General features: G+C 57.4%; 23 protein-coding genes. 7 read left to right on the plus strand and 16 right to left on the minus strand.

Features of this window, described 5'->3' with window-relative positions:
• Window positions 1-152: 152 nt before the first annotated feature.
• On the plus strand, window positions 153-863 hold the full coding sequence (locus tag ACZCWR_RS19930) for a FadR/GntR family transcriptional regulator (protein WP_487304706.1): 711 nt from the start codon (window positions 153-155) through the stop codon (window positions 861-863).
• Window positions 864-1,034: 171 nt separating this feature from the next.
• A complete protein-coding gene (locus tag ACZCWR_RS19935; protein WP_487304707.1) occupies window positions 1,035-1,508 on the plus strand; it encodes a ferritin-like domain-containing protein in 474 nt (157 codons plus the stop codon).
• A gap of 46 nt (window positions 1,509-1,554) precedes the next feature.
• Here the strand turns inward: ACZCWR_RS19935 and ACZCWR_RS19940 are convergent, their stop codons facing one another.
• Window positions 1,555-2,211 (minus strand): peroxiredoxin, encoded by a 657-nt coding sequence (locus ACZCWR_RS19940; protein WP_487304708.1) that lies wholly within the window; start codon window positions 2,209-2,211, stop codon window positions 1,555-1,557.
• A gap of 341 nt (window positions 2,212-2,552) precedes the next feature.
• On the opposite strand from ACZCWR_RS19940, the gene ACZCWR_RS19945 reads away from it, so the two are divergent.
• Window positions 2,553-4,046, plus strand: a complete 1,494-nt coding sequence (locus ACZCWR_RS19945) for an amino acid permease (protein ID WP_487304754.1) — start codon at window positions 2,553-2,555, stop codon at window positions 4,044-4,046.
• Between the two features lie 6 nt (window positions 4,047-4,052).
• On the opposite strand, the gene ACZCWR_RS19950 is transcribed toward ACZCWR_RS19945, so the two are convergent.
• From ACZCWR_RS19950 to ACZCWR_RS19995, 10 genes are all read right to left on the minus strand, one after another.
• Complete coding sequence (locus ACZCWR_RS19950; protein ID WP_487304709.1) at window positions 4,053-6,077, minus strand: acyl CoA:acetate/3-ketoacid CoA transferase; 2,025 nt, start codon at window positions 6,075-6,077, stop codon at window positions 4,053-4,055.
• 31 nt (window positions 6,078-6,108) lie between these two features.
• Window positions 6,109-8,040: a potassium transporter Kup gene (locus tag ACZCWR_RS19955; RefSeq protein ID WP_487304710.1), complete on the minus strand. Its 1,932-nt coding sequence runs from the start codon at window positions 8,038-8,040 to the stop codon at window positions 6,109-6,111.
• A gap of 102 nt (window positions 8,041-8,142) precedes the next feature.
• Complete coding sequence (locus ACZCWR_RS19960) at window positions 8,143-8,979, minus strand: shikimate dehydrogenase family protein (protein ID WP_487304711.1); 837 nt, start codon at window positions 8,977-8,979, stop codon at window positions 8,143-8,145.
• 104 nt (window positions 8,980-9,083) lie between these two features.
• A complete protein-coding gene (locus ACZCWR_RS19965) occupies window positions 9,084-9,818 on the minus strand; it encodes an ABC transporter ATP-binding protein (protein WP_487304712.1) in 735 nt (244 codons plus the stop codon).
• Between the two features lie 17 nt (window positions 9,819-9,835).
• Window positions 9,836-11,782 carry a branched-chain amino acid ABC transporter ATP-binding protein/permease gene (locus tag ACZCWR_RS19970; RefSeq protein WP_487304713.1) on the minus strand — a complete coding sequence of 649 codons (1,947 nt, stop codon included), beginning with the start codon at window positions 11,780-11,782 and terminating at the stop codon, window positions 9,836-9,838.
• Between the two features lie 10 nt (window positions 11,783-11,792).
• Window positions 11,793-12,665, minus strand: a complete 873-nt coding sequence (locus ACZCWR_RS19975; protein ID WP_487303357.1) for a branched-chain amino acid ABC transporter permease — start codon at window positions 12,663-12,665, stop codon at window positions 11,793-11,795.
• An 87-nt stretch (window positions 12,666-12,752) separates the two neighbouring features.
• A complete protein-coding gene (locus ACZCWR_RS19980; protein ID WP_487303358.1) occupies window positions 12,753-13,964 on the minus strand; it encodes an ABC transporter substrate-binding protein in 1,212 nt (403 codons plus the stop codon).
• A 348-nt stretch (window positions 13,965-14,312) separates the two neighbouring features.
• The gene (locus ACZCWR_RS19985; RefSeq protein ID WP_487303359.1) at window positions 14,313-15,065 is read right to left on the minus strand and encodes an anti-sigma factor family protein; all 753 of its coding nucleotides are present in this window, start codon (window positions 15,063-15,065) and stop codon (window positions 14,313-14,315) included.
• The gene (locus ACZCWR_RS19990; protein ID WP_487303360.1) at window positions 15,055-15,726 is read right to left on the minus strand and encodes an RNA polymerase sigma factor; all 672 of its coding nucleotides are present in this window, start codon (window positions 15,724-15,726) and stop codon (window positions 15,055-15,057) included. Before ACZCWR_RS19990 ends, ACZCWR_RS19985 begins: the two co-directional genes overlap by 11 nt.
• Before the next feature lie 15 nt (window positions 15,727-15,741).
• The gene (locus ACZCWR_RS19995; RefSeq protein ID WP_487303361.1) at window positions 15,742-16,050 is read right to left on the minus strand and encodes a hypothetical protein; all 309 of its coding nucleotides are present in this window, start codon (window positions 16,048-16,050) and stop codon (window positions 15,742-15,744) included.
• Here ACZCWR_RS19995 and ACZCWR_RS20000 point away from each other — a divergent pair.
• Window positions 16,033-17,001, plus strand: coding sequence for a metallophosphoesterase family protein (locus ACZCWR_RS20000; protein WP_487303362.1), 969 nt, complete (start codon window positions 16,033-16,035; stop codon window positions 16,999-17,001). The two genes, ACZCWR_RS19995 and ACZCWR_RS20000, sit on opposite strands and share 18 nt — an antisense overlap.
• Window positions 16,998-17,408, plus strand: coding sequence for a cupredoxin domain-containing protein (locus tag ACZCWR_RS20005; protein ID WP_487303363.1), 411 nt, complete (start codon window positions 16,998-17,000; stop codon window positions 17,406-17,408). Before ACZCWR_RS20000 ends, ACZCWR_RS20005 begins: the two co-directional genes overlap by 4 nt.
• 28 nt (window positions 17,409-17,436) lie before the next feature.
• Here the strand turns inward: ACZCWR_RS20005 and ACZCWR_RS20010 are convergent, their stop codons facing one another.
• The 3 genes from ACZCWR_RS20010 to ACZCWR_RS20020 form a co-directional block, all read right to left on the minus strand.
• Window positions 17,437-18,531, minus strand: a complete 1,095-nt coding sequence (locus ACZCWR_RS20010) for a 4-hydroxyphenylpyruvate dioxygenase family protein (protein ID WP_487303364.1) — start codon at window positions 18,529-18,531, stop codon at window positions 17,437-17,439.
• Between the two features lie 146 nt (window positions 18,532-18,677).
• Window positions 18,678-18,926 (minus strand): hypothetical protein, encoded by a 249-nt coding sequence (locus ACZCWR_RS20015; RefSeq protein ID WP_487303365.1) that lies wholly within the window; start codon window positions 18,924-18,926, stop codon window positions 18,678-18,680.
• A gap of 30 nt (window positions 18,927-18,956) precedes the next feature.
• Window positions 18,957-19,439 (minus strand): lecithin retinol acyltransferase family protein, encoded by a 483-nt coding sequence (locus ACZCWR_RS20020; protein WP_487303366.1) that lies wholly within the window; start codon window positions 19,437-19,439, stop codon window positions 18,957-18,959.
• Window positions 19,440-19,869: 430 nt separating this feature from the next.
• Between ACZCWR_RS20020 and ACZCWR_RS20025 the strand changes: the two genes are divergently transcribed.
• Both ACZCWR_RS20025 and ACZCWR_RS20030 read left to right on the plus strand, forming a co-directional pair.
• Window positions 19,870-20,169: a hypothetical protein gene (locus ACZCWR_RS20025; protein WP_487303367.1), complete on the plus strand. Its 300-nt coding sequence runs from the start codon at window positions 19,870-19,872 to the stop codon at window positions 20,167-20,169.
• A 116-nt stretch (window positions 20,170-20,285) separates the two neighbouring features.
• Entirely contained in the window at window positions 20,286-21,044 is a 759-nt protein-coding gene (locus ACZCWR_RS20030; protein WP_487303368.1) for a PP2C family protein-serine/threonine phosphatase, read from the plus strand.
• An 860-nt stretch (window positions 21,045-21,904) separates the two neighbouring features.
• Here ACZCWR_RS20030 and ACZCWR_RS20035 read toward each other — a convergent pair.
• Both ACZCWR_RS20035 and ACZCWR_RS20040 read right to left on the minus strand, forming a co-directional pair.
• Entirely contained in the window at window positions 21,905-23,209 is a 1,305-nt protein-coding gene (locus tag ACZCWR_RS20035) for a sigma-54 interaction domain-containing protein (protein ID WP_487303369.1), read from the minus strand.
• Entirely contained in the window at window positions 23,206-26,265 is a 3,060-nt protein-coding gene (locus ACZCWR_RS20040; RefSeq protein WP_487303370.1) for a peptidase domain-containing ABC transporter, read from the minus strand. Before ACZCWR_RS20040 ends, ACZCWR_RS20035 begins: the two co-directional genes overlap by 4 nt.
• Window positions 26,266-26,289: the final 24 nt, after the last annotated feature.

The following is a 26,289-nucleotide window of genomic DNA, read 5'->3' on the forward strand; positions in this document are numbered from 1 at the left end:
CAACTCAGCGTGCCCGGCGCGCGCGAAGCAAGATGCACGGCGCATTGCAATTCAAAGCGCCGGACGCCGGAATCGTGATCAAAGAAAGCGGCGAACCGTTTCATCGGGGAACGGCGCATAGCCGATGCGTGGGTGAGTTACCGAGAACAAAAATGAACCATGGATATGAAGCATCGCTCGTCAAGCGTGTGGTCAATCATCTTGTCGCGAGCATCGTAAGCGGGGAATATAAGGATAACGTCTTGCCGCCACAAGTGCTTCTGTCGCAGAAGCACGGCGTGAGCCGCACCATCATGCGCGAGGCGCTCAGCATTCTTATCTCGCGCCGCATGCTGGATGTGCGACCCAAGACGGGCACGCGCATCAAGCCCGCGCGTGAATGGCTCATCATGGACCCTGAAGTGGCCGAGTGGCGTTTGCGCGCACAGCCCGATACGGAATACATCGCGCGTTTGCTCGAATTCCGCGTGTTGGTCGATCCGCCCGCTGCCGCCCTTGCGGCCACGCGTGCGAACCGTCATCAACGCATTGGCATTAATGCGGCCTTTCAACGGATGGTGCATGCAGGCCCGTCCGAATCCGCGCAGACGCTTGCAGAAGAAGCATTGCAAACGGCCATCGTCGATGCGAGCGGCGACGAGTTGCTGCGTCAGATGGGCAGCGTCGTGCGCGTGGGCATCCGCACCATGAAAGACGCGCTGCGTGCGCAGACGCCGAATAGCACGCGCTCCGCCGATGCCGAGATCGGCGACTATGGCCGTGTCGTGCGTGCCATCGATGTGGCCGACGGAGAAGGCGCGCGCGCGGCCATGACGCAAGTACTCGCGCGTGCTGCATCGACCTGGGTAGAAGAAGCCGCCTGAGCCCGGAAGATAGCTTCTGGGTCCGTATCTTGCGCGCCAACGCGCGCAGATTCGTCTCGCATGAATCGTTTGCGCGACTAGAATAGTCGAATCGCGCCATGCGGCATCATGCGATGAGTCTCAGTCCATCCGTTCTCCGGAACGTTTGGCATTGGACATACGGAGGCAATCATGGCAGAGCTCGATAAGGAAAAGGTTGTTAGCGTGCTCAACAGGATTCTCGAATCCGAGTTGGCGGGCGTCGTGCGTTACACGCATTATTCGTTTCTGGTCTTTGGCTTCGGCCGCATTCCTATCGTTTCATGGCTTAGAGCGCAGGCGGATGAGTCTTTGCTGCATGCGCATCAGGCGGGCGAATGGATTACTACGCTGGGCGCGTATCCGTCGCTTGAAATCGGGCCGCTGCTCGACAATCACACCTTCGATATCGCAACCATTTTGCGCGAGTCTTTGCAGGCCGAAACGGTTGCATTGGGTTTATATCGTGAGTTGCTTGGCGTGGTGGAAAGCCGCTCCATTGCACTCGAAGAATATGCGCGGCAGATGATTCACACCGAAGAAATGCATGCGGGCGAAGTGGATAAGATGTTGCGCCGCCCCGGTGAAGTCGATACCTCGCCTGAGCGACGCACGGGCCACAATTAAAAAGCGCCGGCCTTTGAAGGCCGGCGCTATTCTTTTTATATCCGCGTTACTTGGGCTGCGCCACCGTGCGCAGATAGGGCTTCAAAGTCTTGAAGCCTTCCGGATATTTCTTCTTCGCATCTTCATCCGATACCGATGTCGGGATGATGACGTCATCCCCCGGTCGCCAGTTCACGGGCGTGGCAACCGTGTGCTTCGCGTTGAGCTGAATTGCGTCGAGCAGGCGCAGCACTTCGTCGAAGTTGCGGCCCGCGCTCATCGGATACGTGAACGTGGCCTTCACCTTCTTGTCCGGGCCAATCAGGAACACCGCGCGAATCGTGGCATTGTCATTCGCCGTGCGCGGATTGCCGCCACTCGCATTCGGATGAATCATGTCATAGAGTTTCGCGACGTTGAGGTCTGCATCGCCGATCATCGGGTAATTGACGGCCGTGCCTTGCGTTTCCTCGATATCCTTGGCCCACTGCGAATGATTCGTGACCGGATCGATGGACAAGCCGATGACCTTCGTATTGCGCTTCTCGAACTCGGGCTTGAGCCGGGCCATGTAGCCAAGCTCCGTAGTGCAGACCGGCGTGAAGTCCTTCGGATGAGAAAACAGAATGGCCCACTTGTCGCCGATCCACTCATGAAAGCGGATCGTGCCTTCGGTCGTCTCCGCCGTGAAATCCGGGGCTTCGTCACCAATGCGAATCGACATATCTAATCTCCACGTTAAGAAAATATCAGCGCGTGCGATGGCTCGTTCATGATCTCATCCGAGCCGGATGAACGCGGACTGACCGTTCGATTATAAGGCTCACCTGACCATTCACTGTATGACGCACTTCATGCGGCACGCTTTCTGCTGACGAGGCGCAACGCCAGTTTAATTGAGCTGCCGCGAAATTCATTCCCGAGCGCGAACCACCATTCTCGAACTCTCACCGAAAATCTGCTATTACAAAACGACATATCGTTATATTTAAAACAAAGGGTAACCCTCGCCGCGTGCCATGCGCGGCCCCGTTGCCCTGACACAAGGAGACGATTGTGAGCGTCATGCAAAGGAAGACCATCGCTGCATTGCAAAAAGAAGCCGAGCAAAGCGATGAAGACAACATGCAGGAAAACGACGGCGGACATACCCTCACCCGTTCGCTGAACGCGCTCGATGTCGTCATGCTGGGCATTGGTTGCATCATCGGCGCGGGCATATTCGTTTTGACAGGGCATGCCGCCGCCACCAATGCCGGACCTGCTATCACCATTTCCTTTGTACTCGGCGCAGTTGTCTGTGCGCTCGCGGGTCTCTGCTACGCTGAAATGGCTTCGACGGTGCCCGTGTCAGGCAGCGCCTATACCTATGCCTACGCGACCATGGGCGAATTGATCGCGTGGCTCATCGGCTGGGATTTGATCCTCGAATATGCAGTCGGTGCGACCACGGTCGCCATCGGCTGGTCAGGGTATGTCGTGAGCTTCCTGCATTCGATTCATATCGACATTCCCGCCGCGTTATCACAAGCGCCCTTCGCCTACGATCCCGGCAAGGGATGGAGTCACGCGGGCGCTATCCTGAATGTTCCGGCCATGCTCATTGTCGGCCTCATCACCATGCTGCTCGTGGTGGGCATACGTGAGTCGGCGCGCGTGAATAGCTTCATTGTGCTTATCAAGGTGTTCATCGTGCTCGCGTTTATCGTCGCGGGCATTGCCTATGTCGATACGAGCCATTGGATGACCGCCAAAAATCCGACCGGTGCTTATATTCCGCCGAATACCGGAGAGTCGGGCGTATTCGGCTGGAGCGGTATCTTGCGCGGCGCGGCAGTCGTGTTCTTTGCGTATATCGGTTTCGATTCGGTGTCGTGCGTCGCGCAGGAAACGCGCAATCCCAAGCGCGACATGCCTATTGGATTGCTTGGCTCGCTCATCATCTGCACGATTCTTTATGTGCTCGTGTCCTACGTGCTCACCGGCATCGTGCCTTACGACAAACTCAATGTGTCGGACCCGATCGCCGTCGGCGTGGATGCCATCGGCATGCGCTGGCTTTCTCCCATTGTGAAGCTGGGCGCGATCTTCGGGCTTACGTCCGTGATCCTCGTTTTATTGCTTAGCCAGCCGCGCATTTTCTATTCGATGGCGAGAGACGGTCTGCTGCCGCCGTTCGCGTCGAAGATTCATCATCGCTTTCACACGCCCTATATCACGACCATCTTTACCGGCATCGTCGTGATGATTCTGGCGGGACTGTTGCCGATTGGTCTCGTCGGCGAACTGGTGAGCATCGGCACGCTGTTCGCGTTCGCAGTCGTATCGATCGGCGTGCTGGTGTTGCGCATCACGCAGCCGGAACTCAAGCGCAGTTTCAAGACGCCCGCCGTATGGGTCGTCGCGCCGCTCGGTGCGATTTCCTCCGTATTCCTCATGGCCGGATTACCCGCCGATACATGGATACGGCTCGTCGTGTGGATGGCTATCGGCATGGTCATTTACTTCGGCTACGGCAGGCGCCACAGCAAGCTCAAAGCAGAGCGAGGTCGCACATGAATAAAACTAAGCGGCACCGCGCTTGATTTCGTGCTCTCTCGCCTCCTCGGGGCTTTCATAGATATAAGGCGCGACGCCTCGCCGCTTGAGCGCGTCGCCCAGTTTCATGCGCAGGAAACTGCTCGTCGTATAGCGCGTGACGCCATCATAGAAGTCGCTGACGAGCTTCGTCACCATCTCCGAATACGCATCGAGCATGCTGGGGCGAATGGAAAAGTTATCGTAATTCACGATGGCATGAGGACGTGTCTCGGCCTCGGCAAGTTGCTTTTCCACTTCGCGCCTGATCGATTCGACATCGCCAAGCGTATTGACTTCATGGCCTTCGAAATTGATGAAGAAAAGATTCTTCTCAACGTCATAGCTGAAGCGTTCCGAAAGATCGAGTCTGAGCAGAAGATCGCGCAAACCCATGGGCGTATCGCGGAAAATGCGTTCGTCCATCACGCGCGGCGGCGTATCCATGACGGGCCGAAAACCCATTTGCTCGACGATATCCCGCTCGATATCGATACCCGGCGCGACCTCTGTCAGTTTCAGTCCCGCCTCGGTCAATTCGAAGACGCAGCGCTCGGTGATATAGAGCACCGTCTGCCCGCGTTCGACCGCATAGCGCCCGCTAAAGGTGCGATGCTCGACCGCGTCCACGAACTTGCGGCAATCGCCGTCGCGACGAATGACTAAATTGCCGTTGTGAATGGCAATGTCAGGCTTGCCGGCATTGAACGTTCCCACGAATACCACTTTCTTGGCGGCCTGACTGATATTGATAAAGCCACCCGCGCCCGCGAGCTTCGGCCCGAACTTACTGACATTCAGATCGCCCTGCTTGTCTGCCTGCGCCAGTCCGAGAAACGCGATATCCAGACCACCGCCATCATAGAAGTCGAATTGATAAGGTTGATCGATGATCGCCTGCGTATTGGTGGCCGCACCGAAATTGAGTCCGCCTGCGGGAATGCCGCCGATCACGCCCGGCTCCGTGGTCATCGTGAAGAGGTCGATAACCTGCTCTTCGTTGGCGACGCTCGCTATACCCTCCGGCATGCCGATGCCGAGATTCACCACGCTATTTGCCATTAATTCGAATGCAGCGCGGCGCGCAATGATCTTGCGCTCGGTCAACGCCATCGGTGCGACGGAACTCGCGGCCACGCGCAGTTCGCTGGAGAATGCCGCGCTATAGGCTTCGCCGAAAGTCTGCCAATGATTTTCACTGCGCGCGACGACCACGCAATCCACCATCACGCCCGGAATCTTGACCTGACGCGAATTGAGCGTGTTCGATTCCGCCAGCCGCTCGACCTGCGCGATCACGATGCCGCCTGAATTGCGCGCGGCCATCGCAATGGATAACGCTTCGAGCGTGAGCGCTTCTTTCTCCATCGTGATGTTGCCGTTGAGATCGGCGGTCGTGCCGCGCACGATGGCGACATCGATCGGAAAGGCCTTGTAGAAAAGATAATCCGTGCCATCGACCGGCATGAGCAGCACGATGTCTTCCGTGGTCCGCGCATTGAGTTTGCCGCCGCCATTGCGAGGGTCGACGAACGTGCCTAAGCCGACCGTCGACAATTGTCCCGGACGATGCGCCGCGATGTCACGAAAGAGTTGTGAAATAACGCCTTGCGGCAGGTTATACGCTTCGATCTTGTTGTCGATGGCCAGGCGTTGCAGCCGTGGAACCAAGCCCCAATGGCCGCCGATGACACGTTTAATCAAGCCTTCGTGCGCGAGATGGTTAAGCCCTTTCACGCGGCCATCCCCTTGACCCGCTGCATAGACCAGCGTCAGATCCGCAATGGGCTGCTGGGCTTCGCTCTGTTCCTTCGATTGGCCTTCCAGAAAGCGTTCTTCAAGTGCTATTGCAATTTCCTCCGCAAAGCCGATGCCGACGAAACCGCTCGTCGCCAGCGTATCGCCCGAACGGATCAGACGCACGGCCTCGCGCGCGGTCACGATCTTGCCACGCTCGACGGGTCGCGTGGCCGAAGGAAACGGATGGCGGTTGAGAGAATGCTTCGCGGTCATGGCGTCTCCTGTGCGCAATTAATTTCATGGCTCATATTTCTATGCGCGCTCCCAATTCAATGACGCGATCCGCCGGCAAGCGCAAATAAGCCGCGACATTGCCCACGTTGTGCAACATGACCGCGAAAAGTCTCTCGCGCCAGAGCGCCATGCCTGCGCCGGGCGTGGGCACCACGGTCGCGCGTGAAAGAAAGTAAGAGATTGTCGAACGTTCGAATTTAAGCCCTGAGCCACGACATTTTTCAAGCGCCGCGGGCAAGTCGACCTGATCCTTGAAGCCATAGCTCACGGTAAGCTGAAAGCATCCTTCGCCCAACACTTCAAGCCTGATACGATGAGATTCATCGACGAATGGAACCGGCTCGCTCGCGACCGTCAGGAATACGACGTGTTCATGCAGCACGCGGTTATGCATCAGGTTGTTCAACAAAGAATGCGGCACGCCGTTAGGGTCCGGTGACATGAAGATCGCCGTGCCTTCGACGCGTACTGGTTTTTTCGCCACCAAAGAAGCGAGAAATGGCTTGAGCGGCGTGGTGCCCGCGCGAACGTGAGCCTCGCGCATCATCATTTCGGAGCCGCGTCCCCACGTCGCCATGATGATGAACATTGCCAGACCCATGGCAAGCGGGAACCATCCGCCTTCGCGAATCTTGAGTAGATTAGCGGAGAAGAACGTTGCATCGATCAGAAAAAAGAAGCCGGTCGCGAATACGCACAGCAGCCAGTTAAGGCGCCATGCATAGCGGATCACGAAAAAAGTCAGCATGGTCGTGATAAGCATGGTGCCCGTCACCGCAATGCCATAGGCCGAACCTAAAGCGGTCGATGAACCGAAACCGAGCACCGCCGCCACGACGGCGAGCAAGAGTGTCCAGTTGATCCCTGGTACATAGATTTGCCCGATTTCGCGCGTGGATGTATAGACCACGTTCATGCGCGGCAGGAAGCCGAGTTGCATGGCTTGCTTGGTCATCGAATAGGTTCCGGAGATCACCGCTTGCGATGCAATGACCGTGGCGATTGTCGAGAGCACGACCATCGGATAGAGCATCCACGCCGGAAATAGCCGATAAAACGGGTTCTGCAAGGCCGATGGATCGGATAGCAGCAACGCACCTTGACCAAGATAATTGAGTGCGAGCGCGGGAAACACCACGGCGAACCATGTCAGGCGAATAGGCCGCGCGCCGAAATGGCCCATGTCCGCGTAAAGCGCCTCCGCACCCGTCAATGACAACACGACCGCGCCCAGCGCCACGAACGCAAGCCAACGATGACGAAAGCAGAACGCCAGGCCTTCGAACGGATTGAGCGCGGCGAGAATACGCGGTGAATCGGCGATATTCATGATGCCCGACGCGGCAAGCACGACAAACCATAGGACCATCACAGGCCCGAAGACCGCACCTATTCCAGCGGTGCCGTGCTTTTGCATGATAAACAGCGCGATCAGCGCGACGAGCGTGACCGGCACGACATACGGTTGCAATACCGGTGCGGCCACTTCCAGTCCTTCCACTGCACTCAGCACGGAAATGGCCGGTGTGATCACGCCATCGCCGTAGAAGAGCGCTGCACCCATCACGCCGACTACAAGCAACGCATGCCGCAATCTGCGCTTGTCCTTGACGGACGATGCGGCCAACGCAAGCAACGCCATGATGCCGCCTTCGCCATGATTGTTGGCGCGCAGAATCAACGTAACGTATTTGAGCGAAACGATGACGGTCAGCGACCAGAAGATAAGCGAGACGATGCCGATGATATTGCCCGGCTGCAAACTCAATCCGCCGCTCGGGTCGAATACGGTCTTGAGCGTATAGAGCGGACTCGTGCCGATATCGCCATAGACCACGCCCAACGCGGCAAGTGCGAGTCCAAGCGTTCCATGCCGATGCGGCTCGGGCTCCACGCCGCCGGGTTGATTGCACGCCTGCGCGTCGGATGCACTCGTTCCCATGATCCCTCCCGCCTGTCGATGCGGCTTATTTGTCAGAGGATGATCGGCTGCCTGAACGCTTGCGAGGTTATGCCGATGTAAGCATCGCAAACACTTCTAAGCTCAAGCGTATTTTATTTGCGCCACGGCGCGCAACTCATCTGCAGTGGCGGTGCCATACCCAAAGAATTCCAGATACGCCGGAATCATTTCGAACAGCATGTCGGTGCCGACTTGCACCGCGCAACCCTTTTCTTTTGCAGCGCGCAATAGCGGCGTGTATTCCGATTTCATCACGACTTCGCCGACGAACGTACTCGGCGCGATACGGTCGATATCGAATGGCAACGGGTCGCTTTCCTTCATGCCGAGCGGTGTCGCGTTGACGATCACATCGAAGCCTTCCGGGTCTTTGGTATCGGTCCTCACGTTCAGGAGCGGATAGTGATCGCGCAAACGTTGCGCCAGCCCTTCGACGGAAGCCGTGTTCATATCGAATACGGCGATCTCCGCCACGCCCGCTGCCGCCAGCGAGGCCGCAATCGGCGAGCCGACGCCACCGCTGCCGAGCACCAGCACGCGCGTGCCCTTCAGCAAGCGGCCCTTGCGTTCGACGCCACGCACGAAGCCCGCGCCATCGAACTGATCGCCCAGCAGCGTGCCGTCCGGGCGTTTGAGAATGGCATTACACGCGCCCGCTATCTTCGCTGTCGGACTGATTTCGTCCATCAGGCCGACCGTCACGATCTTGTGCGGCATCGTGACGAGCGCACCGCGAATATTCGTGAGCTTGAAGAGTTGCGGCAGAAAGGAAACGTAGTCGTCGGGTTTTATACCCATTGGCATGACCACGGCGTCGATGCCTTGCTTGTCGAACCACGGGTTATAGATCATCGGCGCTTTGAACGCCTCGGTCGGATAGCCGAGATGGGCAATCAGCGTGGTCTTGCCGGAGATCATGGCAAACTCCTTGTAAGCATGGCGCGAAGCCCGGAGTCACCATGATAGTGCGATGCGTGCCGAAGCGCGCGGCTTTAAGCGATCTTAGTGGCGCTTAGTGGCTCTTAGTGACTCGCGCCGAGATAGGCCGCCTTGACCGAAGGATCGTTGCGCAATTGTTCCGCCGGCCCGTGCGTGGCGACGCGCCCGTTTTCGAGCACATAGCCATAGTCGGCCACGTTGAGCGCGGCCGCCGCGAATTGTTCGACCAGCAGCATGGTGACGCCATCCTGCTTGAGGCGCTCGATGATGCGGAACACTTCATCGACAAGAATGGGTGCGAGGCCCATGGAAGGTTCGTCGAGCAGCACGAGATCGGGGTTCAGCATGATGGCGCGCGCCATCGCCAGCATTTGTTGTTCGCCGCCGGATAACGTACCTGCGAGTTGATTGCGACGCTCTTTCAAGCGCGGAAACAGCTCTATGGCGCGTTCAAGGTCCGCTGCGACATCGCCCTTGGGACGTGACCATGTCAGGCGCGGAAATGCCCCGAGCAATAGATTGTCCGTGACCGACATCGTGGCGAACACGCGCCTTCCTTCTGGCGAATGCGCCAAACCCATTCGTGCGATCTTGTGCGAATCCATTGAATCGATTCGCTTTGCCTCATTCCCTACACCCATTCTTATTTCGCCACCCGTTGGCTTTATCATGCCCGAGATGGCGCGCATGGTCGTGGTCTTGCCCGCACCGTTCGAGCCGATCAACGTGACCACGCGCGCCTTGGGAACATGAAGCGAAATGCCGTGCAGCACCTTGACCTTTCCATAGCCCGCATGCAGATTGTCGATCGTTAGCATTGCCGATTCCTTTTTTCTTAGGCGGTCGCTTGCGCCGCTTGTCCGCCCAGATAGGCTTCAATGACTTTCTCGTTGGCCTGAATTTCGGCTGGCTTGCCTTCCGCGATCTTCTGCCCGAAATCGAGCACGGATACCGTGTCGCACACACTCATTACCACGTCCATGTGATGCTCGATCAATACGACCGTGATGCCGTGATGCCGCACCTTGCGAATGATCGCCACGAGTTCGCGAATATCAGGCGCGGTCAGACCGGCGGCGGGTTCATCGAGTAAAAGCAATTGCGGATCGAGCGCCAGCGCACGTGCTATTTCCAGCAAACGCTGCTTGCCATAGGGAAGATTGCGCGCTTCTTCACCTGCGACCTGTTCCAGTCCGACAAAGCGAAGCATGTTGAACGCGCGTTCTCTTGCAGCGAGTTCTTCCCTGCGATAGCGCGCGCTCATGACACCGACATCCGCGAAATTGGATTGAAACGTGTGATGCAAACCGACGAGCACATTTTCAAGCGCCGTCATTTCGCCGAAGAGCTGCACGTTCTGGAAGGTTCGCGCTATGCCCGAAAGCGCGATCTTCGACGATGTACGGCCCGCAAGCGATTGCCCTTGGTATTCGATCGTGCCTGCCGTGGGCACGTAAATACCCGTCAATACATTCATCATCGTGCTCTTGCCCGAGCCGTTCGGACCGATCAGGCCATGAATAGAACCGCGCCTGACCGTGAGATTCACTTCGTTGAGCGCTTTAAGCCCGCTGAATTGCATCAGCACAGCGCGCGCATCCAAGATGATGTCCGCGCCTTCGTTGGCGACCGCGGCAATGGCGTCGTCTTGAGGCGTATGACTCGCGAGTTCCTGCGTATCGACCTTCGTCACGCGCACGCGGCCGAGATTGAGGGTTTTACGAACGAAGCCGACAATACCGTCCTGCAAATAATAAACGACCAGCAGAATCATCAAGCCGAAAATGGTGAGGCGCCAGTCGGTGAGCGCTTCGATCCAATAAGAAAATGCCGCCAATCCCACCGTTCCGATGATCGGCACCGCTACACGTTGCACCGTCGTGGTCTTTCGTGCGAGCGCAAGCACTGCACCCACGACTACAAGCACGGCAAGCACCGTCGCCACGACTCTGAAATTCGATATGTCGTCGAGTAGCTTGGGCAAAAGCACGATTACCGTCGAGCCGATGATCGCACCTGTGCGTGTCTTGCGACCGCCCATGATGATCGCGAGCAAGAAAAGAATAGTCAGTTCGAAGTTATAGGTATTGGGCGAGATGTATTGCTCGGAATAGGAATAGAGACATCCCGCGAGTCCCGCAAAACCCGCGCTTATGACGAACGCATAGACTTTATACCGATACACCGACACCCCCATGCAATCCGATGCAATAGGACTGTCACGCAACGCTTCGAACGCACGCCCGAGGTGTGATTTGAGCACGCGATGCACGACGATCAGCGACACCACCAGCAGCGCCGCGACGAGCCAGTAATACTGCGTTTCGTCGAGCCTGTGACCGGCGAACATCGGCTTGGGAATCTTGAGTCCCATCGGCCCGTTGGTCATGAAATCCATCTCATTGATAAGAATCTGAATGATGGTGCCGAACGCAAGCGTCACCATCGCCAGATAAGGACCGGACACGCGCAATGCGGGAAGCGCGAGAATTGCGCCGAACGCAGCCGTCACGACAATGGCAAGCGGCGCCGTCACATAGAACGGCATGCCTAGCTTCATGAACAGCACGCCTGCCGTATAGGCGCCCACGCCGAAAAGCCCGGCATGTCCCAGTGATACCTGTCCGGTATAGCCCACCACGATATCCAGCCCGAAAAGCAGGATCGCGTAAATCATGATGGTTTCGACGAGATGGATGTAATACGGATTGCCCGACGCAATCGGAAAAATCAGTAGCGCCGCAAGGCCAATCAACGAAGCGATCCAGTTCTTTGCTTTCATAATGGCCGCCTCAGACTTTCTTGATCGCCGACTTGCCGAACAGGCCAGCCGGTTTCACCGCCAGCACGATCAGCAACAGCACGAGACCCGGCACATCCTTGTAGCCGGTGGAAATATAAAAGCCCGTCGTCGTCTCCGCGATCCCCAGAATCATGCCGCCGACAATGATGCCCATGCCACTCGACAATCCACCGATGATCGCCACGGCGAACGCCTTGAGTCCGAGCACCGCGCCCATGGTCGCGCCGGTCAGCGTGAGCGGCGCGATCAGCACGCCCGCGAATGCCGCAGTCAGCGAGGACAACGCATAAGAGAATGTGATGACCAGCCCCGTGTTGATACCCATGAGCGCGGCTGCATCGCGATCGTTGGCGGTCGCGACCACTGCCTTTCCGAAGATCGTTTTGCGATTGAAGAATTCGACGGCGAGCATCATGACGAGTGCGCCGCCGACCACGAGCAATTCCATCGGCAAGACATTCGCGCCGAATATTTTGAGTGGCGCTTCGGGCAATGGCGAAGGAAAGCGCAGATCGTCGCGGCCCCACACGTTTTCCGCGACGTTCTTGAAGATAATGCCCAGCGCGATGGTCGACATGATCCAGCCAAACTCCGACTTGATCTTGATAGCTGGCCTTACGCCAATTCGTTCGACGAACGAACCTTGCACGAGTCCGAAGAGGCACACGAGCGGAATCATGAGCCAATAATTGACGCCCGCCGACACCAAAGTCAGACCAACGAGCGCGCCGAGCATGAGCGCATCGCCCTGACCGAAATTCAGCGTGCCGGAAGTGGCGAATGTCAGTTGATAGCCGAATGCGATCACAGCGTAAATCATGCCGAGCGCGATGCCGCTATAAATGAGTTGTAGAAGGATCATCCCTTGGCGCCTCTATGAGAGCCACGCGTGTACGACAAAGCCGCTCCCGCCGTGACAGCGGGAGCGGCCCTGGGACTCGCATATAAATTAATTCGATGCCGTTTGCTTGGTGCGCAATGTGCCGCCGCCCTTTTTGTCGGCGTCATACGCATAGATCACGCGGCCTGCCTTGACCTCTCCGATGACCGGAACATTCGGGCTGATGGCTTCGTGATCGGCCTTGGTAAAGGGCTTGTCGTAGACCATCACCACGCCTTCCACCTTGGTGTTCAGGTTCTCAAGCGCTTCCTTGACCTTGGGACCGTCGGTGCTGCCGGCTTGCTTGATAGCCGCCGCCAGCAAATAAACCGAGTCATAGCCTTGCGCCGCCGACACCGGCGAATCTATGCGGTCGTTCTTAGGCTTGAACTCTTTCAGATAAGACTCGATGAATGCCTTGCGCTTGGGTGTATTGGCATCTTGAATAAAGGTTTGCGGCATGCGCGCCCCTTCGCCGTTGGAGCCCGCATTGTCGATGTAATTCGCCATCGAAAGGGTCCAGCTACCGATCAGCGGCACTTTCCAGCCGAGCTTGGCCATGCCATTGGCAATCTGCGCGAGTTCGGGCCCGATGCCATACGTCAGCACCGCTTCCGCGCCCGCTTCCTTGGCCTTGAGCAATTGCGCCGTCATGTCCACATCCTTGATGTTGAACTTCTCGACGGCAACGGGTTTAACGCCCTTTGCGTTCAGCGCCTTTTCCAGATCCTCGCGGCCGAGCTGACCGTAATTGGTGGAGTCCGCGAGAATCGCGACTTTCTTGAAGCCGCGTTTGACGACGGCTTCCTCGACGATCATCGGCGCCTGAATGCGGTCCGCGGCGGCATTGCGGAATACGTAGTTATCGGGCTGATCGTCGAATTGCTTCGTTACGACGGAACCGGTCGCGACGTTATTGAATACGGGCACCTTGGCTTCCTGAAAAAAGCGCTGCGACGCAAGCGCGACGCCCGTATTGATATATCCGACGACCGCAACCACTTTTTCCTTATTGATGAGTTCCTGCGCGATCTGCACGCCGCGTTCGTTCTTGGCTTCGTCATCGCGTTCGACCAGCACGATTTGCCGGCCAAGCACACCGCCCGACTTATTGATTTCGGCTGTCGCCAGACGCACGCCGTCGCGCATGCTCACGCCCATCGAAGAGGAACCGCCCGTAAATGGCCCATCGACACCGATCTTGATCGGGTCCGCCGCCTGTACCAAGGAGAAAACGCCAAGCGCAAGCGCGCCCGCGATGAGCTTTATCCGCATTCCCATATATGTCTCCGTCGCTTCGATCGTTATCGAAAGGTCTGCTCGCGCCTGACCCCGTCCCCGCTTTTCGCATTGATTCGATTACACGGGCGCTGACTGAGTTTAGAAAATTGTAAGGATATGACCATATTCGGAGATACCCGAATCGGACGAGCGTTTGGCAACATCTAACGCTATGTAATCTTTGAGCGCTTGGAATAAACAAGTGATGAGCACCGTTTTGGCGCATAAGAATGCGACCGAAATTGATTCGGTGGCTAAGGGAAAGTATTTAGACAGCGCCTATTCATAAAAAAACGCGCGGTCACCTTTAGGCGAACCGCGCGCAACCTAACGCACACTTGAAATGATTTAGCGCGGCGCTCCTGTTTCGATCGCATGCGCGAATTGCCTGAGCACGGCACCGGAGGCATCCGTCACGGCCCAGAACGTCATGCCGTCATGATTCCAGCGTGCGAGCGCATAGCCATCATCAGATTGCGTGACCACCGGCGTGATTTCTTTATCGCTCTTGGCTTCCACCGGTGCCTGTCCGTTCTTATGCTCGGGAAAAACATAGACGTCGATCGGATGCTTCAGGTAGCGATAAACCACTACGGCCACGGGCCGATGATCGATATAGTCCAGCCGCCCGCCCACCAGCGCGAAGCCCGGACCGGCAGGATCGATCACCGGCGGCGCATAGTCGATCTTGCCGTTGAACCACGGTTTGACGGTGTGCTTATCGCTGGAGATCACATCGATGGCGCGGTCCGACAGCAACGCGCGCACATGGCTCGACACGATCTCCTGCGCGACCGGCGAACCCGTCGTCAAGCGTGGCACGGCCTGTAGCCAAAGCACCGCGCCAAGCACGATCGCCGACAGACTCGCGCCTGCGAATGCGCCGCCAAAGAACGATCCGCGTCCTGCAAGCGATAAGCCCCAACCTCTCGATTGCGAGCGCCGCTCGGGCAAGCGGTCACGCTGTTGCGCACGTTCCTGCGCCTGCGCTTCTTCACGCACGCGCGCCACGACCTGCGCACGCAAATGCACCGGCGCACGTTGATAGAGCGATCCATCGGAAAGCCTCGTCTGGAGCGAGGCGGTGTCGTTATTTTCCATTTCCCGACTCCTCGGCTTGACCCGGACCCGTGCGACGCACGAGCCTCACATTCGGCTTGTCCTGTCCTTGCGCCGTGCGCACCGCCCCCGCCAGCATCTTGCGGCCGCGCGCCAGCCTCGACATCACCGTTCCGATCGGCACGCCTGTCACAGCGGCCACTTCCTTGTAACTCATGTCTTCCAACTCACGTAATACGAGCACTTCACGAAATGCAATCGGCAACGCTTCCAAAGCGCGATGCACAAGATGAACTTCATCACGGCGCACGGCAAGCGTTTCGGGATCGGCGCCGGCTTCGTCGGACCAACCCGGCAAGGCTTCGTCGCCGCCGATTTCTTCATCATAGGGCGTGGCGTCCGCGAAATTCACGCGTCGCCGCCATTCCGTGAACCATGTATTGCGGACGATGGCCAGCAGCCACGCCCGCGCATTGCTGTCCTCCTTTTCCTCGAATCCGCCGAAGAAACGAAACGCGCGTAAATACGCTTCCTGCACGACATCGTCCGCGTCGCTCGCATTGCCGGATAACCAGCGCGCGAGGTTATACGCGGCATCCAGATGCGGCACCACGAGCGCCTCGAAACGCGCGTGCAATGCCTCGCCCGCCCCGCCTGAATCGCGACGCGCGGACTTCTCTTCTCTCGACCGGCCTGGCCACATCGCGCGGGTCTCCTTTTAAACGGATATCGAATCGGGCGGCGCATTGAATTGCTTTGCACCCTTGCCCTCCATTACGCCCGACTCAACGGCTTTATTCCCGTATTTTTCCGCCAATTCAAAAAATTTAGCGGGAATATCGCGCCCCTTTAGCCGGTTCGATGGACGAATGCCGAAGCGTCGCAACAGCAACGCCGACTGCACCGGCCTTGCGCTCATGTTCCGTGCCGCCATGCGCGCCTTAGCTCTAGGAATTTTTTCATCGAATGCGGCCGCCATCGAACTCATGAGCCTAAAAAGGGAATTGCCATGAACAACGATATACACGATGAACTCGACGAACACGGCAAAAGCCGCCGGACCGCGCTCTCATGCATGGCATGGGCCGGTGCGGGCGTGTTGTGGACCATTAGCGGCGGTGTGCCGATGTCGAAAATCATTTCGTCCGCCGATGCCGCCGAAGTCAAGACAAACTCATTCAGTTTCGTGCAGATCAGTGACAGTCATATCGGCTTCAATAAAGATCCGAATACGGAACCGACCAGCACGCTCGAAGAAGCCGTCAAGCGTGTAGGCACCATGAAACAGCGCCCTGCCTTCATGATTCACACGGGCGATATCACGCATATGTCCAAGCCCGCGCAATTCGACACGGCCACGCAGATCATCGGCGCGGCGGGCATGCCGGTGCATTACGTCCCGGGCGAACATGACGTTCTGGTCGAAGACGGCAATCCATTCTTTGACCGCTTTTCCGAGCAATACGGCAAGGGCAGCAATCGCCATTGGTACAGCTTCGATCAGGGCGGCGTGCATTTCATCGGCCTTACCAACGTGATCGATTTGAAGGGCGGCGGATTGGGTTTTCTCGGCGATGCGCAACTCGCATGGCTCAAGGCCGATTTGCAGGGACGTTCGAGCAGCACGCCCATCGTCGTCTTTGCGCACATTCCTTTATGGGCGCTTTATCCGCAATGGGGCTGGGGCACGGATGACAGCGCGCAGGCGCTTGCCATGCTCAAGCGCTTTGGTTCAGTGACGGTTTTGAATGGCCACGTTCATCAGGTGGCGCAAAAAGTGGAGGGAGAAATGCGTTTCTATTCGGCGATGTCCACCGCGTTCCCGCAGCCCTCGCCGGGCGATCCCGCAGGCCCCGGACCGATGAAGGTGCCGTCGGATAGATTGCGCTCGATGCTGGGCTTGCGTGAAGTCACGCATGTGCGCGGACATGAACAACTCGCAGTCGTGGACACGGCGCTGGCCGTGGCCCAATCATGAACGCGACCATGCTCGCGAGCTATGTCTCGCCATCCAATCTCAGGCTCGTCGCACTCAAGGTCATGCGTCAGGCAGCGCTTGCGCTCGTGGTCAAAGGCGTGATCGGCATCATTCCCACCGCTTGCGCCGAGGAACCTGCAAAACAAGTCGTGGCGATGAATGCGCCGACTATCGGCATCGATAACTTCGCCTTTAGTCAGCCTACCGTCACGGTTCCGGTAGGGACCAAAGTCACGTGGGTGAATCATGACGACATGCTGCATACCGTGGCCGATGAAGGCAAATCGTTCAAGTCGGACCCGCTCGACAGCGGCGACAGTTTCTCGCATGTATTCGACAAGCCGGGCACGTATAAATACTTTTGCTCGCTTCATCCGCACATGCAGGGAACGATCGTCGTGCAGTAAATTGCTTAAGGCGCGGCACTAAGAATCTTTAGCCACGCGCCTTGGCAATTGCGCTTAAATTGCCTTCGCCAAAGCCATGATGACCGCGACGTTCGACTATTTCGAAGAACATGTCGCCCGGCGATCTCTCCACGAAAATCTGTAGAAATAGCTGCGGCGTGCCGTCCGGCAAGATCTCGCCATCGACGAGCACGCCGCGCTTGCGCAATTGTTCGATATCGAGTCCGTGACCGGGAAGACGTTCATCGATCTGATCGAAATAGCGCGAGGGCGGTACGAGAAACCGTACGCCGCGTGCGGCGAGCGCATCAACCGAAGCAAAGATATCCGCCGATGCCAGTGCGATATGTTGCACGCCTTCGCCTTCGTGATCGGGCAGATATTGCTGCATGAGGTCCGTGCGATACGTGCCTTCCTCATAAACCGGAATGCGGATCGAACCGCATGGCGACACGGTCACCGCCGAATCCTGCGATACGTGCCAGTCGGGATGCACCTGATGAATTTCCTCGAAGTGCAATACCTGTCCGTAAAAATCCAGCCAGTCGCGTATGCGGCCCGCGCCAACGGTCTGTGTGAAATGATCCACTTCGAGAAGACCCGTGCCGTGTAGATCGCTATTGGCGCCGGCAATAGGACGAAAGTCGATGTCATAGATCGATGCCTCGCCGCTGTTCTTGCCCGGCCAGTGATCGACGAAATAAATATGCGAATCTCCAATGCCTTGAATAGCCGGTATTGCCAATTCATTCGGGCCGATCTTTTCGCCTTCGAAATCCCAAGCACCGAATTCAATGGCGCGTTCATGCGCCGTTTGCGCGTCCATCACGCGAATGCCGATGGCGGCAATGCCCACGCCATGCGATTGCGCGAAGCGCTCGGCAAATGAATCCGCTTCTGCGTTGAGCAAGAAATTCATGCTGCCTTGACGGTAAAGCGTCACGGCCTTGCTGACATGCTGTGCGACAGGCACGAAGCCCAGACGTTCGAACAGGCTTGCCAATTGTTGCGGGTCGGGGCTGGAAAACTCGACGAACTCCAGCCCCGCGATGCCGAGCGGATTGTCGCCGAGTTCGGAATCGGGCATCGCGCGGTTGGAGGAAATGGAGTCGGGCTGGGTCATCGGCTTAGGTCCTCGATATTGTACGAACTGGTTCACGGACGGGAAATTACCATGACCGCCGCTGTCCGTGCGCCTTGCTTATCGTCACTAGAGTAGCGAAAGCGCGTCGTTCGTGTCAAAGCCGGGGATACTGCTGTCTTTCAGCTTCAAGCCGCGAGACGTTGCGCGGACATCGCCGGACGCCTTGTTTCCTGCGGGAAAACGTTCCACGAGCCATCGTCGTGCCTGAAGAAAAGGATCACGACCGGACCGCCCGCATGGGGCATTTCGATACAAACATAGCGCATGCCCGTGACGTTCGAACGGCACAGCCGCACGACACGCGCCGGATGAGCGGCACTCGGCGCAAGCCATTTTTCAACGGCACGGTGCAATGAGTTTTCAGTGGTTTGCATGACGGGCTCCTTCGTTCGCTTAGCGATGGTTCAGGCGGCAAGCACGGCCGCCGCATTGGCGCGGCGACGTTGTGCGGCCAGATAGGCGCGCGCGAGTCCCGTCACCGCCTGAAGCGCGGTACGCGGATTCGCGAAACAGGCGCGCACTTGCTGGCTGCGCGCTTCACCATGCAGGCACCATGAAACGAAGTGCTCGCAGTTATTGGTCAGCAGGCGATAGCTGTCTTCGCCGAGACGGGCATGGGCGCGACGCACGGCGTCGAGACCGGTGAACTTAGCGGCAGCGTTTTGGCGAATCGTTACTTCATGACCGCCCGCGAATTGCGAGAGCGTGACTTCTTCGACGGGGCCGCGATGCAGCGACTTCGCAAAGCCGGCGTAATGAATCACCATTCCATTGCCCACATAAAGACCGTGGTGGTCATAACCGCAGCGGCGCGTGACGAGCTCGGTGCCGGGCGCCGGTTCGTCGTCGATCGAAAGGATCGAATCGCGTTGCTGGTTGGTGTTCATGGCTCGCTCCGTTTTTTGTTCGGTTGATGGCGCCGGAGTGTTTGTTTGGCGCCTTGTTGCGAAGCCAATTGCAGGTTTCTTGCCAGGGTTTGTAAGTCGTTGAATTCAATGTGATTGGTTGTATTCCGAGGGCTAATGATGCTTCGATATGTGCGGTTCTGGCCGACATGATTTTTGCCCTATATGTTGGCTTCTTAGCGTCACTCTTAACGGCTAACCATGAGGACAAATGTGTTGGTCCTAAACCGCCCTGCGACTCGACAAAGTCGGTGCATATCCAACTCATTCGGACGCGTTGCGAGGCGGCTAAAGGCGCTAAAGCACGCCGCTAAAGGTCGGCTAAGGAATCGGGCTTGTAGACGAATAAGTCGGCATGGCCCTTGCATTGAGTTCATGCGTCAAGCCTGCAAAACCAAACCGGAGAACCGACATGAGCAAGATCACCATTACCGATCTCGAACACGACCGCGATCTTGATCGCGAGGCAATGTGCGCATTGAGCGGCGGCGGCGGCGCGCCGTGGGTGTACGGATGGATCACGCCTTATGTGTCAGACCGTCCGCAGTCCGCGCTCGGCGGGGGCGTCGTGAATGTGTACGACATCACGAACAACACCTATAACGCCGGCCAGATGATCAACCAGTTCCAGAATGTGAACGTGAGCAATACGGGCAACAACGCGATTCTCGCGGTCAGCCCGAATGCCATCGCTGCGAACAGCGCGACGTGATGCCGTTCCCGGTGGTAACGACTGTTCGTTGATCGACATTCGAAGGCGTGCGCACGAGCGCACAATGACCGGACCTCGCGCGCTGGTCGCGTCACCCGGCTTACCCGGAGGTTGCCTTGACCTTCACGACCGAATTTCGCTGGACATCCGCTGCGCGCTCCGACGTGGGCTGCGTGCGTCAGATCAACGAGGACGCCGTGCTCGATGCACCCGAGCGTGGCCTGTGGGCTGTCGCGGACGGCATGGGCGGTCACGCCGTCGGCGATGTGGCGAGCCGGATGGTCGTCGATAGCCTGGCCGCCCTGAGCGCCGACAGCAGCGTTGCGGACGCCCGCACACGCTTGCTCGATGTCAACGCCCGCTTGCGCGCGGAGGCCGCGCGGCGGCAGGTGGCGCGCATCGGCAGCACGGTTGTCATGCTGACCGCGCGCGAAGATACGTGCGGTTATCTATGGGCGGGCGATAGCCGCATCTATCTGCTGCGGCGCGGCAAACTCGTGCAATTGACGCGCGATCATAGCCATGTCGCGGAAATGAAGGCGCGTGGAGAATTGACGGCGGAAGAAGCGCTGAATCATCCGGCGGCGCATCTCATCACGCGGGCAGTCGGCGCGCTCGATGTGCTGGAACTCGATGAAGACGCCATTCATGTGAGCGACGGCGATACTTTCCTCCTATGCAGCGATGGTTTGTCGAATTACGTCGGCGAAGAAGAAATGGCTTGTGAACTTGCTGAGGATAATTGCGAGCTTGCCGCGCAGAATTTGCTTGAGCTCGCGTTGAGGCGTGGGGGGCGGGATAATATTTCTGTGGTCGTTGCGCGCGCCAAGGATGCGATGAGTGAGGAGAAGACGCAGGTTAATCCCGGGGTGTGAGTTGTGTTTGCCGGTTGTTGGTTATATGTCGTGCAAGGGGCTGCTCTTGTTTGGGCTTTTATTGCAGTAGCCGCCTCCCCGGCGGGGGGGTAACTTTCTTTGCTGCTGCAAAGAAAGTCACCAAAGAAAGCAGCTTTTTAAACCATGCACGATGGCTGGAATGTGTGGTCTGAATTAACGATACAGTGGCCGCAATAGGATGTCCCACGGTTCGTTAAGCGCATGGGCAACCTAGCGATTGCGTGCTCGAATTCTTTAGCGTTAGTGGAGCGCGTTCATTCTTTCGGCCATGCGCTACGCGCGCCGAGAGCTTTAGAACGGAACCCCGCAGTCTATAAGCGCCCAGCCACATCACACTTCCCCGCAAGATTGCTATTCGGTCCTACCTTGGTTAGTGCTCCGACTAAAAGGTGACATGCGTTGGTGTGCACGCTTTGCCCGGAAGCACTTACCAAGGTAGGGCCCAATGGGAGAGGTGCGATGTGGTGTGATGTGGCTGGGCACTCATACGCTGCGGGATTCCGTTATTACGTTCTCGGCGCGCGCAGCGCATGGCCGATTGAATGACTGCGGTCCACATAGACTAGAGAGTTGGAGCGCGTAATCGCCAGGTTGCCTAAGCGGCTTGTTAAGCGTTGAACGTCCTATTGCGGCCACTGTATCGTTAATTCAGGCCACCCTCTCCAGCCATCGTGCATGGGGGTAAAAAGCTGCTTTCTTTGGTGACTTTCTTTGCAGCAGCAAAGAAAGTTACCCCCCGCCGGGGAGGCGGCTACTGCAATAAAAGCCCAATCAACAGCAGCGCTTTGCACGAAAGCACTCTCCATCAGATCGAGCGCTGCCGCCTACATATAACTCTATTAATTCCCTTTACTCTCCCTAGCCGCCGCACGAAAATCCTTCGAATGCAACCCATGCTTCTTAAGCAGCATTTGCAAATGCGACCGGTTCATCTCATAGCGCCGCGCAAGTTCCGCCACGGTGCCGCCCGTCTCCTGCAAGCCGCGCTCAAGAAACGCCCGCTCCGCTTCATCACTTGCGACACGCTTGGCCTCGCTAAGCGAACTCGCCGTGGCAATGCCATTCGCGGTGGCCGAAGGGCCGCCCATGGCCAAAGACAACGAAGACGTGGGCCGTATGTCCACCGGCAAATGGTCGATGTCCGCCATGTCGCCCGCCAGACACCCGAGCCGATAGACCACATTGCGCAATTCGCGGATATTGCCGGGATAATCGTAATTGCGAAGAAAGTCACGCAAGCGCGGCGAGAGTTTCACCGGTCTGCGTTTGAGCGTTGCCGCCGCCTCATCGCCGAAATAGGAAAGCAGAAGCGGAATTTCGTCACGCCGTTCACGGAGCGCAGGCAAGGTCAAATGAATCACGCTCAGGCGATAGAACAAGTCTTCCCGGAAGCGCCCTTCCTCGCAGAACTTGCGCAGATTGCGATTGGTCGCCGCGACGATACGCGTATCGACCGCAATGGGTTCATCGGAACCCACGCGCTGAATTTCGTGCGCTTCGAGCACGCGCAAGAGCTTGACTTGCCCCGATAGCGGCAATTCGCCGATTTCATCGAGAAAGATGGTGCCGGTATGCGCGCTTTCGAATTTCCCCTTGCGGTCATTCGTGGCGCCCGTGAACGCACCCTTTCGATGTCCGAACAATTCCGATTCGAGCAGATTGTCTGGAATGGCACCGCAATTCACGGAGATATAGGGCTTATCCGCGCGCGAACCGTTCGCGTGAATGACTTTCGCCATGAGTTCCTTGCCCGTTCCGCTTTCGCCGTCGATCAACACGGGAAGATCGGTTGGCGCGGCCTTTTCGGCAATTTCGAGCGCTTCCAGCAGTTTGGGGTTATCGCCGAACGTGCCTTCGAAGACGAAGCTGCGTTCGATCAACGCCTGCCTTCGTGCGCCGGAAGTCATGTCACGTCGCGGCTCCGAAGCGGCCGCCTGAACGAAACGCTCCTTATGCGAAAGCTGCATGACTTCATCGCGCAAGGAACTTGCTTGCCGCAAGAGCTTTTCGATCTCAGGGCGTTCGAGCCGTGATGTCCAGCGCAGCGTCGAACGCAAAATCTCGATCTTCTCGATCAGCCCCGCATACGAAATGGCGGATGCGGGTGCGCTGTTTTCACTTTCGGGTTGGTCGAGTATTTTCATGCTGCGCTCAGTTGCTTCTGCACGAGTTGGTAATACATGCCTTTACGCGCGACGAGTTCGTCGTGCCTGCCCTGCTCGACGATGCTGCCTTCGTAAAGCACCAGAATCTTGTCGGCGCGCATGATCGTCGAAAGTCTATGCGCAATGATGACCGCCGTGCGCCCTTTGAGAATTTCCTGCATGTTGCCCAGAATATTGCTTTCCGATTGTGTATCGAGTGCGGACGTGGCTTCATCGAATACGAGCAGACGCGGGTCGTTATACAGAGAACGTGCAATGCAAAGCCGTTGAATCTGCCCGCCTGACAAGCCTACACCGCGTTCGCCCACGACTTGCTCATAACCCAAAGGCATCTTGACGATGAACGCGTGCGCATCCGCCATCTTGGCGACTTCCTCGATACGCTTGCGGTCCGGCGCTTCATCGCCGCTTGCGATATTGTCGGCAATGGTGCCGGAAAACAGCAGATTGCTTTGCATCACATAGCCGATCTGCGCGCGATAAAAACCCTTGTCGATCACGTTGAGATCATAACCGTCTACCGTCATCTTTCCTTCGGTCGGCGCATAGAAACCCACCAGCAATTTAGCGAGTGTCGTCTTGCCCGAACCGCTACGTCCCACTACCGCGATCAATTCTCCCGGCTTGATATCGAAGCTGATGTTTTCGAGCACATAAGGCGTCTCGCCCTCACCATAACGGAAATACACACCGTTGAAGCTGATTTCGCCTTGCAGGTCGGGCAGCATGACGCGCTGTTCCATGTCCGATGGCTTTTGTTCGGGTTCCATGTCGAGCACATCGCCCAAACGTTCCATTGCAACGCCGGCATCGTTGAGCAGGCTCCACAAGCCGATCAAACCCATCAGCGGCGACAGCACGCTGCCCATGTACGCATTGAACGCAATCAATTGGCCAATGCTCAATTCACGCACGAGCACGAGATTCGCGCCGACCCAAAGCACCGCGATGGTGGTGCCCGCATTGAGCAATTGACTGCATAGACCCACCCCGATATTGAAGCGCTGCGACTTGTATTGCAATTCGAGTGACTTGGCGTATTTCTTTTCCCACTTTAGACGCACGGCACGCTCGATACCCATGCCCTTCACGGTTTCCACGCCACCCAGCGCTTCCATCAAGTAAGAGCGCGCGTCCGTGGCGGTAGAAAAAGTTTCACGCGCATTTTGTTTGATGCGCGGCGTGGCAAGCACGGTCAGCGCCATCATCGGAATGACAAAGGCGATCAGTACCAGCGTCAGCTTCACGTTATAGAGAAACATGATTGTGAAGTAGATAAAGATCATCAGCAGATTCAATACCGTGGTCACGGTGGACTCGGTAAGAAACGCGCGGATCGTGTGATTCTCCTGAAAGCGCGCGAAGACATCGCCCGTCTTGCGTTTGGCAAAGAAACTGAATGGCAGCGAGAACGTGTGTTTGAAGAAGCCCGACATCATCGCGAAGTCCATGTTGCGCACCATGAAATTCGCGAGATACGCGCGGATCGTGGACATCAACTGAGTGAACACACTGGAAATGATGAGGCCCGCAATCAATACGTGCAGCAGGCTCACGTTCTGATGCACGATCACGCCATCGAGTATGTTCTGGACGATGAGCGGCGGTATCACGCCGAGCACCTGAATCACGAAGGTCGCCAGGAACAAATGCAGCAGAATCTTTTTATACGGCTTGAGATAGCCGACAAAACGTATCCACGGCGAACGCGATACACTCTGTGCGGCAAGATCCTGCGCAGGCGTGAAGAGCAGACACGTGCCGCTCCAGCCGCGCTCGAATTCGCCCACCGTCATCTTCTTGAAACCGACGGCCGGGTCCGCTACCCACACGTTTTCCTTGGAAACGCCATAAACAATGATGTAGTGATAGCCTTCCCAATGCGCTATCAAAGGCAATTCGAAACCACGCAGCGATTCGATCGAACATTGCACGCCGCGCGTGGTAAAGCCGAGTGATTCACCCGCACGCGCAAGCGAATCGAGCGTTGCGCCCTGCGTGGTCACATTAGCCAATTCACGCAGCTTGCCTAGCGTCATGCTGATGCCGTAGTGACGACAGATCATCGCAAGACAGGCCGCGCCGCAATCCATTTCCTCCGCTTGCTCGATCCACGCAAAGCGCTTGAGAACGCGCTCGCCCAGTTCGGGCTTGCTTTGCAAATCGAGCATCGCAGGCAGCTTACGGCGCTCGGATAATTTCTTTTGACGCTGTAGCTCGCGTTCGCCGAAGCGAATGCGTTCTTCGAGCACTTCACGCAGCTTGACGTTGCGCTCGATAATGAAATGCACTGTCTTTTCAGGGATCACGAGCAAGCGCGTATCGACATTTGCAATAGCCGACGCCATTTGCTCCTGTCGCATCACGCACGCTTTCTCGCCGAATATCTCACCGGGGCCGAGCGTGGCCAGCACGTGCTCCGTGCCGCCTTCTTCGCGCACGATCCGCACTTCGCCTTGCCGCACGACATAAAGCCGGCGATCTTCGCGCGAGTCCTGCTTGAGAATTTCTTTTCCCTCGCCCACGCGCTTGACGCCGACGCTACGCACGCATTCTTCCAACTCCGCACGATCCAGCTTGCCACGCAAATCGAACAGCGCAGCCACGAAGCCGCCCGCCGACGCAATGGCGACAAAACTCGTAACGAACGCCAGCGCGGCAGGGTTCTTAGCGATTACCGGCTCGATGACCTGACGCGGAATGAACAATACCTCCGTCTTACCCGATGACCGCACCGACGATTCATGCCGATAGTCGCGCAGCATGGCAATATCGGCGAACGTCTCGGGCGCCTTCTTCACGCCCATGCTGATTTCTTTTCCGTGCTCCTCGGTAAAGACACGCACCGAACCCGCCTTGACGATATACAGGCCATCGGCCGCATCGCCCGCATTGCACACGGTTTCGCCAAAGCCATAACGGCGCGACTCCGCATGCTCGGCCAACTGCCCGATCTCCTCGCGCGTGAAAGGCGAGAGAATTTCGACTGTCGCGAGAAAGTCGGCCGGCGAGTCCAGATTCGATGGAGCGTCCATGTCGTGTCGGTTTTCGTGTTCTGG

Source organism: Caballeronia sp. A2-2, from assembly GCF_057612605.2.

Coding starts and splice junctions, on each gene's coding strand:
- ACZCWR_RS19930 (WP_487304706.1), top strand. CDS start 153: ATGAACCATGGATATGAAGCATCGCTCGTCAAGCGTGTGGTCAATCAT.
- ACZCWR_RS19935 (WP_487304707.1), top strand. CDS start 1,035: ATGGCAGAGCTCGATAAGGAAAAGGTTGTTAGCGTGCTCAACAGGATT.
- ACZCWR_RS19940 (WP_487304708.1), bottom strand. CDS start 2,211: ATGTCGATTCGCATTGGTGACGAAGCCCCGGATTTCACGGCGGAGACG.
- ACZCWR_RS19945 (WP_487304754.1), top strand. CDS start 2,553: ATGCAAAGGAAGACCATCGCTGCATTGCAAAAAGAAGCCGAGCAAAGC.
- ACZCWR_RS19950 (WP_487304709.1), bottom strand. CDS start 6,077: ATGACCGCGAAGCATTCTCTCAACCGCCATCCGTTTCCTTCGGCCACG.
- ACZCWR_RS19955 (WP_487304710.1), bottom strand. CDS start 8,040: ATGGGAACGAGTGCATCCGACGCGCAGGCGTGCAATCAACCCGGCGGC.
- ACZCWR_RS19960 (WP_487304711.1), bottom strand. CDS start 8,979: ATGATCTCCGGCAAGACCACGCTGATTGCCCATCTCGGCTATCCGACC.
- ACZCWR_RS19965 (WP_487304712.1), bottom strand. CDS start 9,818: ATGCTAACGATCGACAATCTGCATGCGGGCTATGGAAAGGTCAAGGTG.
- ACZCWR_RS19970 (WP_487304713.1), bottom strand. CDS start 11,782: ATGAAAGCAAAGAACTGGATCGCTTCGTTGATTGGCCTTGCGGCGCTA.
- ACZCWR_RS19975 (WP_487303357.1), bottom strand. CDS start 12,665: ATGATCCTTCTACAACTCATTTATAGCGGCATCGCGCTCGGCATGATT.
- ACZCWR_RS19980 (WP_487303358.1), bottom strand. CDS start 13,964: ATGGGAATGCGGATAAAGCTCATCGCGGGCGCGCTTGCGCTTGGCGTT.
- ACZCWR_RS19985 (WP_487303359.1), bottom strand. CDS start 15,065: ATGGAAAATAACGACACCGCCTCGCTCCAGACGAGGCTTTCCGATGGA.
- ACZCWR_RS19990 (WP_487303360.1), bottom strand. CDS start 15,726: ATGTGGCCAGGCCGGTCGAGAGAAGAGAAGTCCGCGCGTCGCGATTCA.
- ACZCWR_RS20000 (WP_487303362.1), top strand. CDS start 16,033: ATGAACAACGATATACACGATGAACTCGACGAACACGGCAAAAGCCGC.
- ACZCWR_RS20005 (WP_487303363.1), top strand. CDS start 16,998: ATGAACGCGACCATGCTCGCGAGCTATGTCTCGCCATCCAATCTCAGG.
- ACZCWR_RS20010 (WP_487303364.1), bottom strand. CDS start 18,531: ATGACCCAGCCCGACTCCATTTCCTCCAACCGCGCGATGCCCGATTCC.
- ACZCWR_RS20015 (WP_487303365.1), bottom strand. CDS start 18,926: ATGCAAACCACTGAAAACTCATTGCACCGTGCCGTTGAAAAATGGCTT.
- ACZCWR_RS20020 (WP_487303366.1), bottom strand. CDS start 19,439: ATGAACACCAACCAGCAACGCGATTCGATCCTTTCGATCGACGACGAA.
- ACZCWR_RS20025 (WP_487303367.1), top strand. CDS start 19,870: ATGAGCAAGATCACCATTACCGATCTCGAACACGACCGCGATCTTGAT.
- ACZCWR_RS20035 (WP_487303369.1), bottom strand. CDS start 23,209: ATGAAAATACTCGACCAACCCGAAAGTGAAAACAGCGCACCCGCATCC.
- ACZCWR_RS20040 (WP_487303370.1), bottom strand. CDS start 26,265: ATGGACGCTCCATCGAATCTGGACTCGCCGGCCGACTTTCTCGCGACA.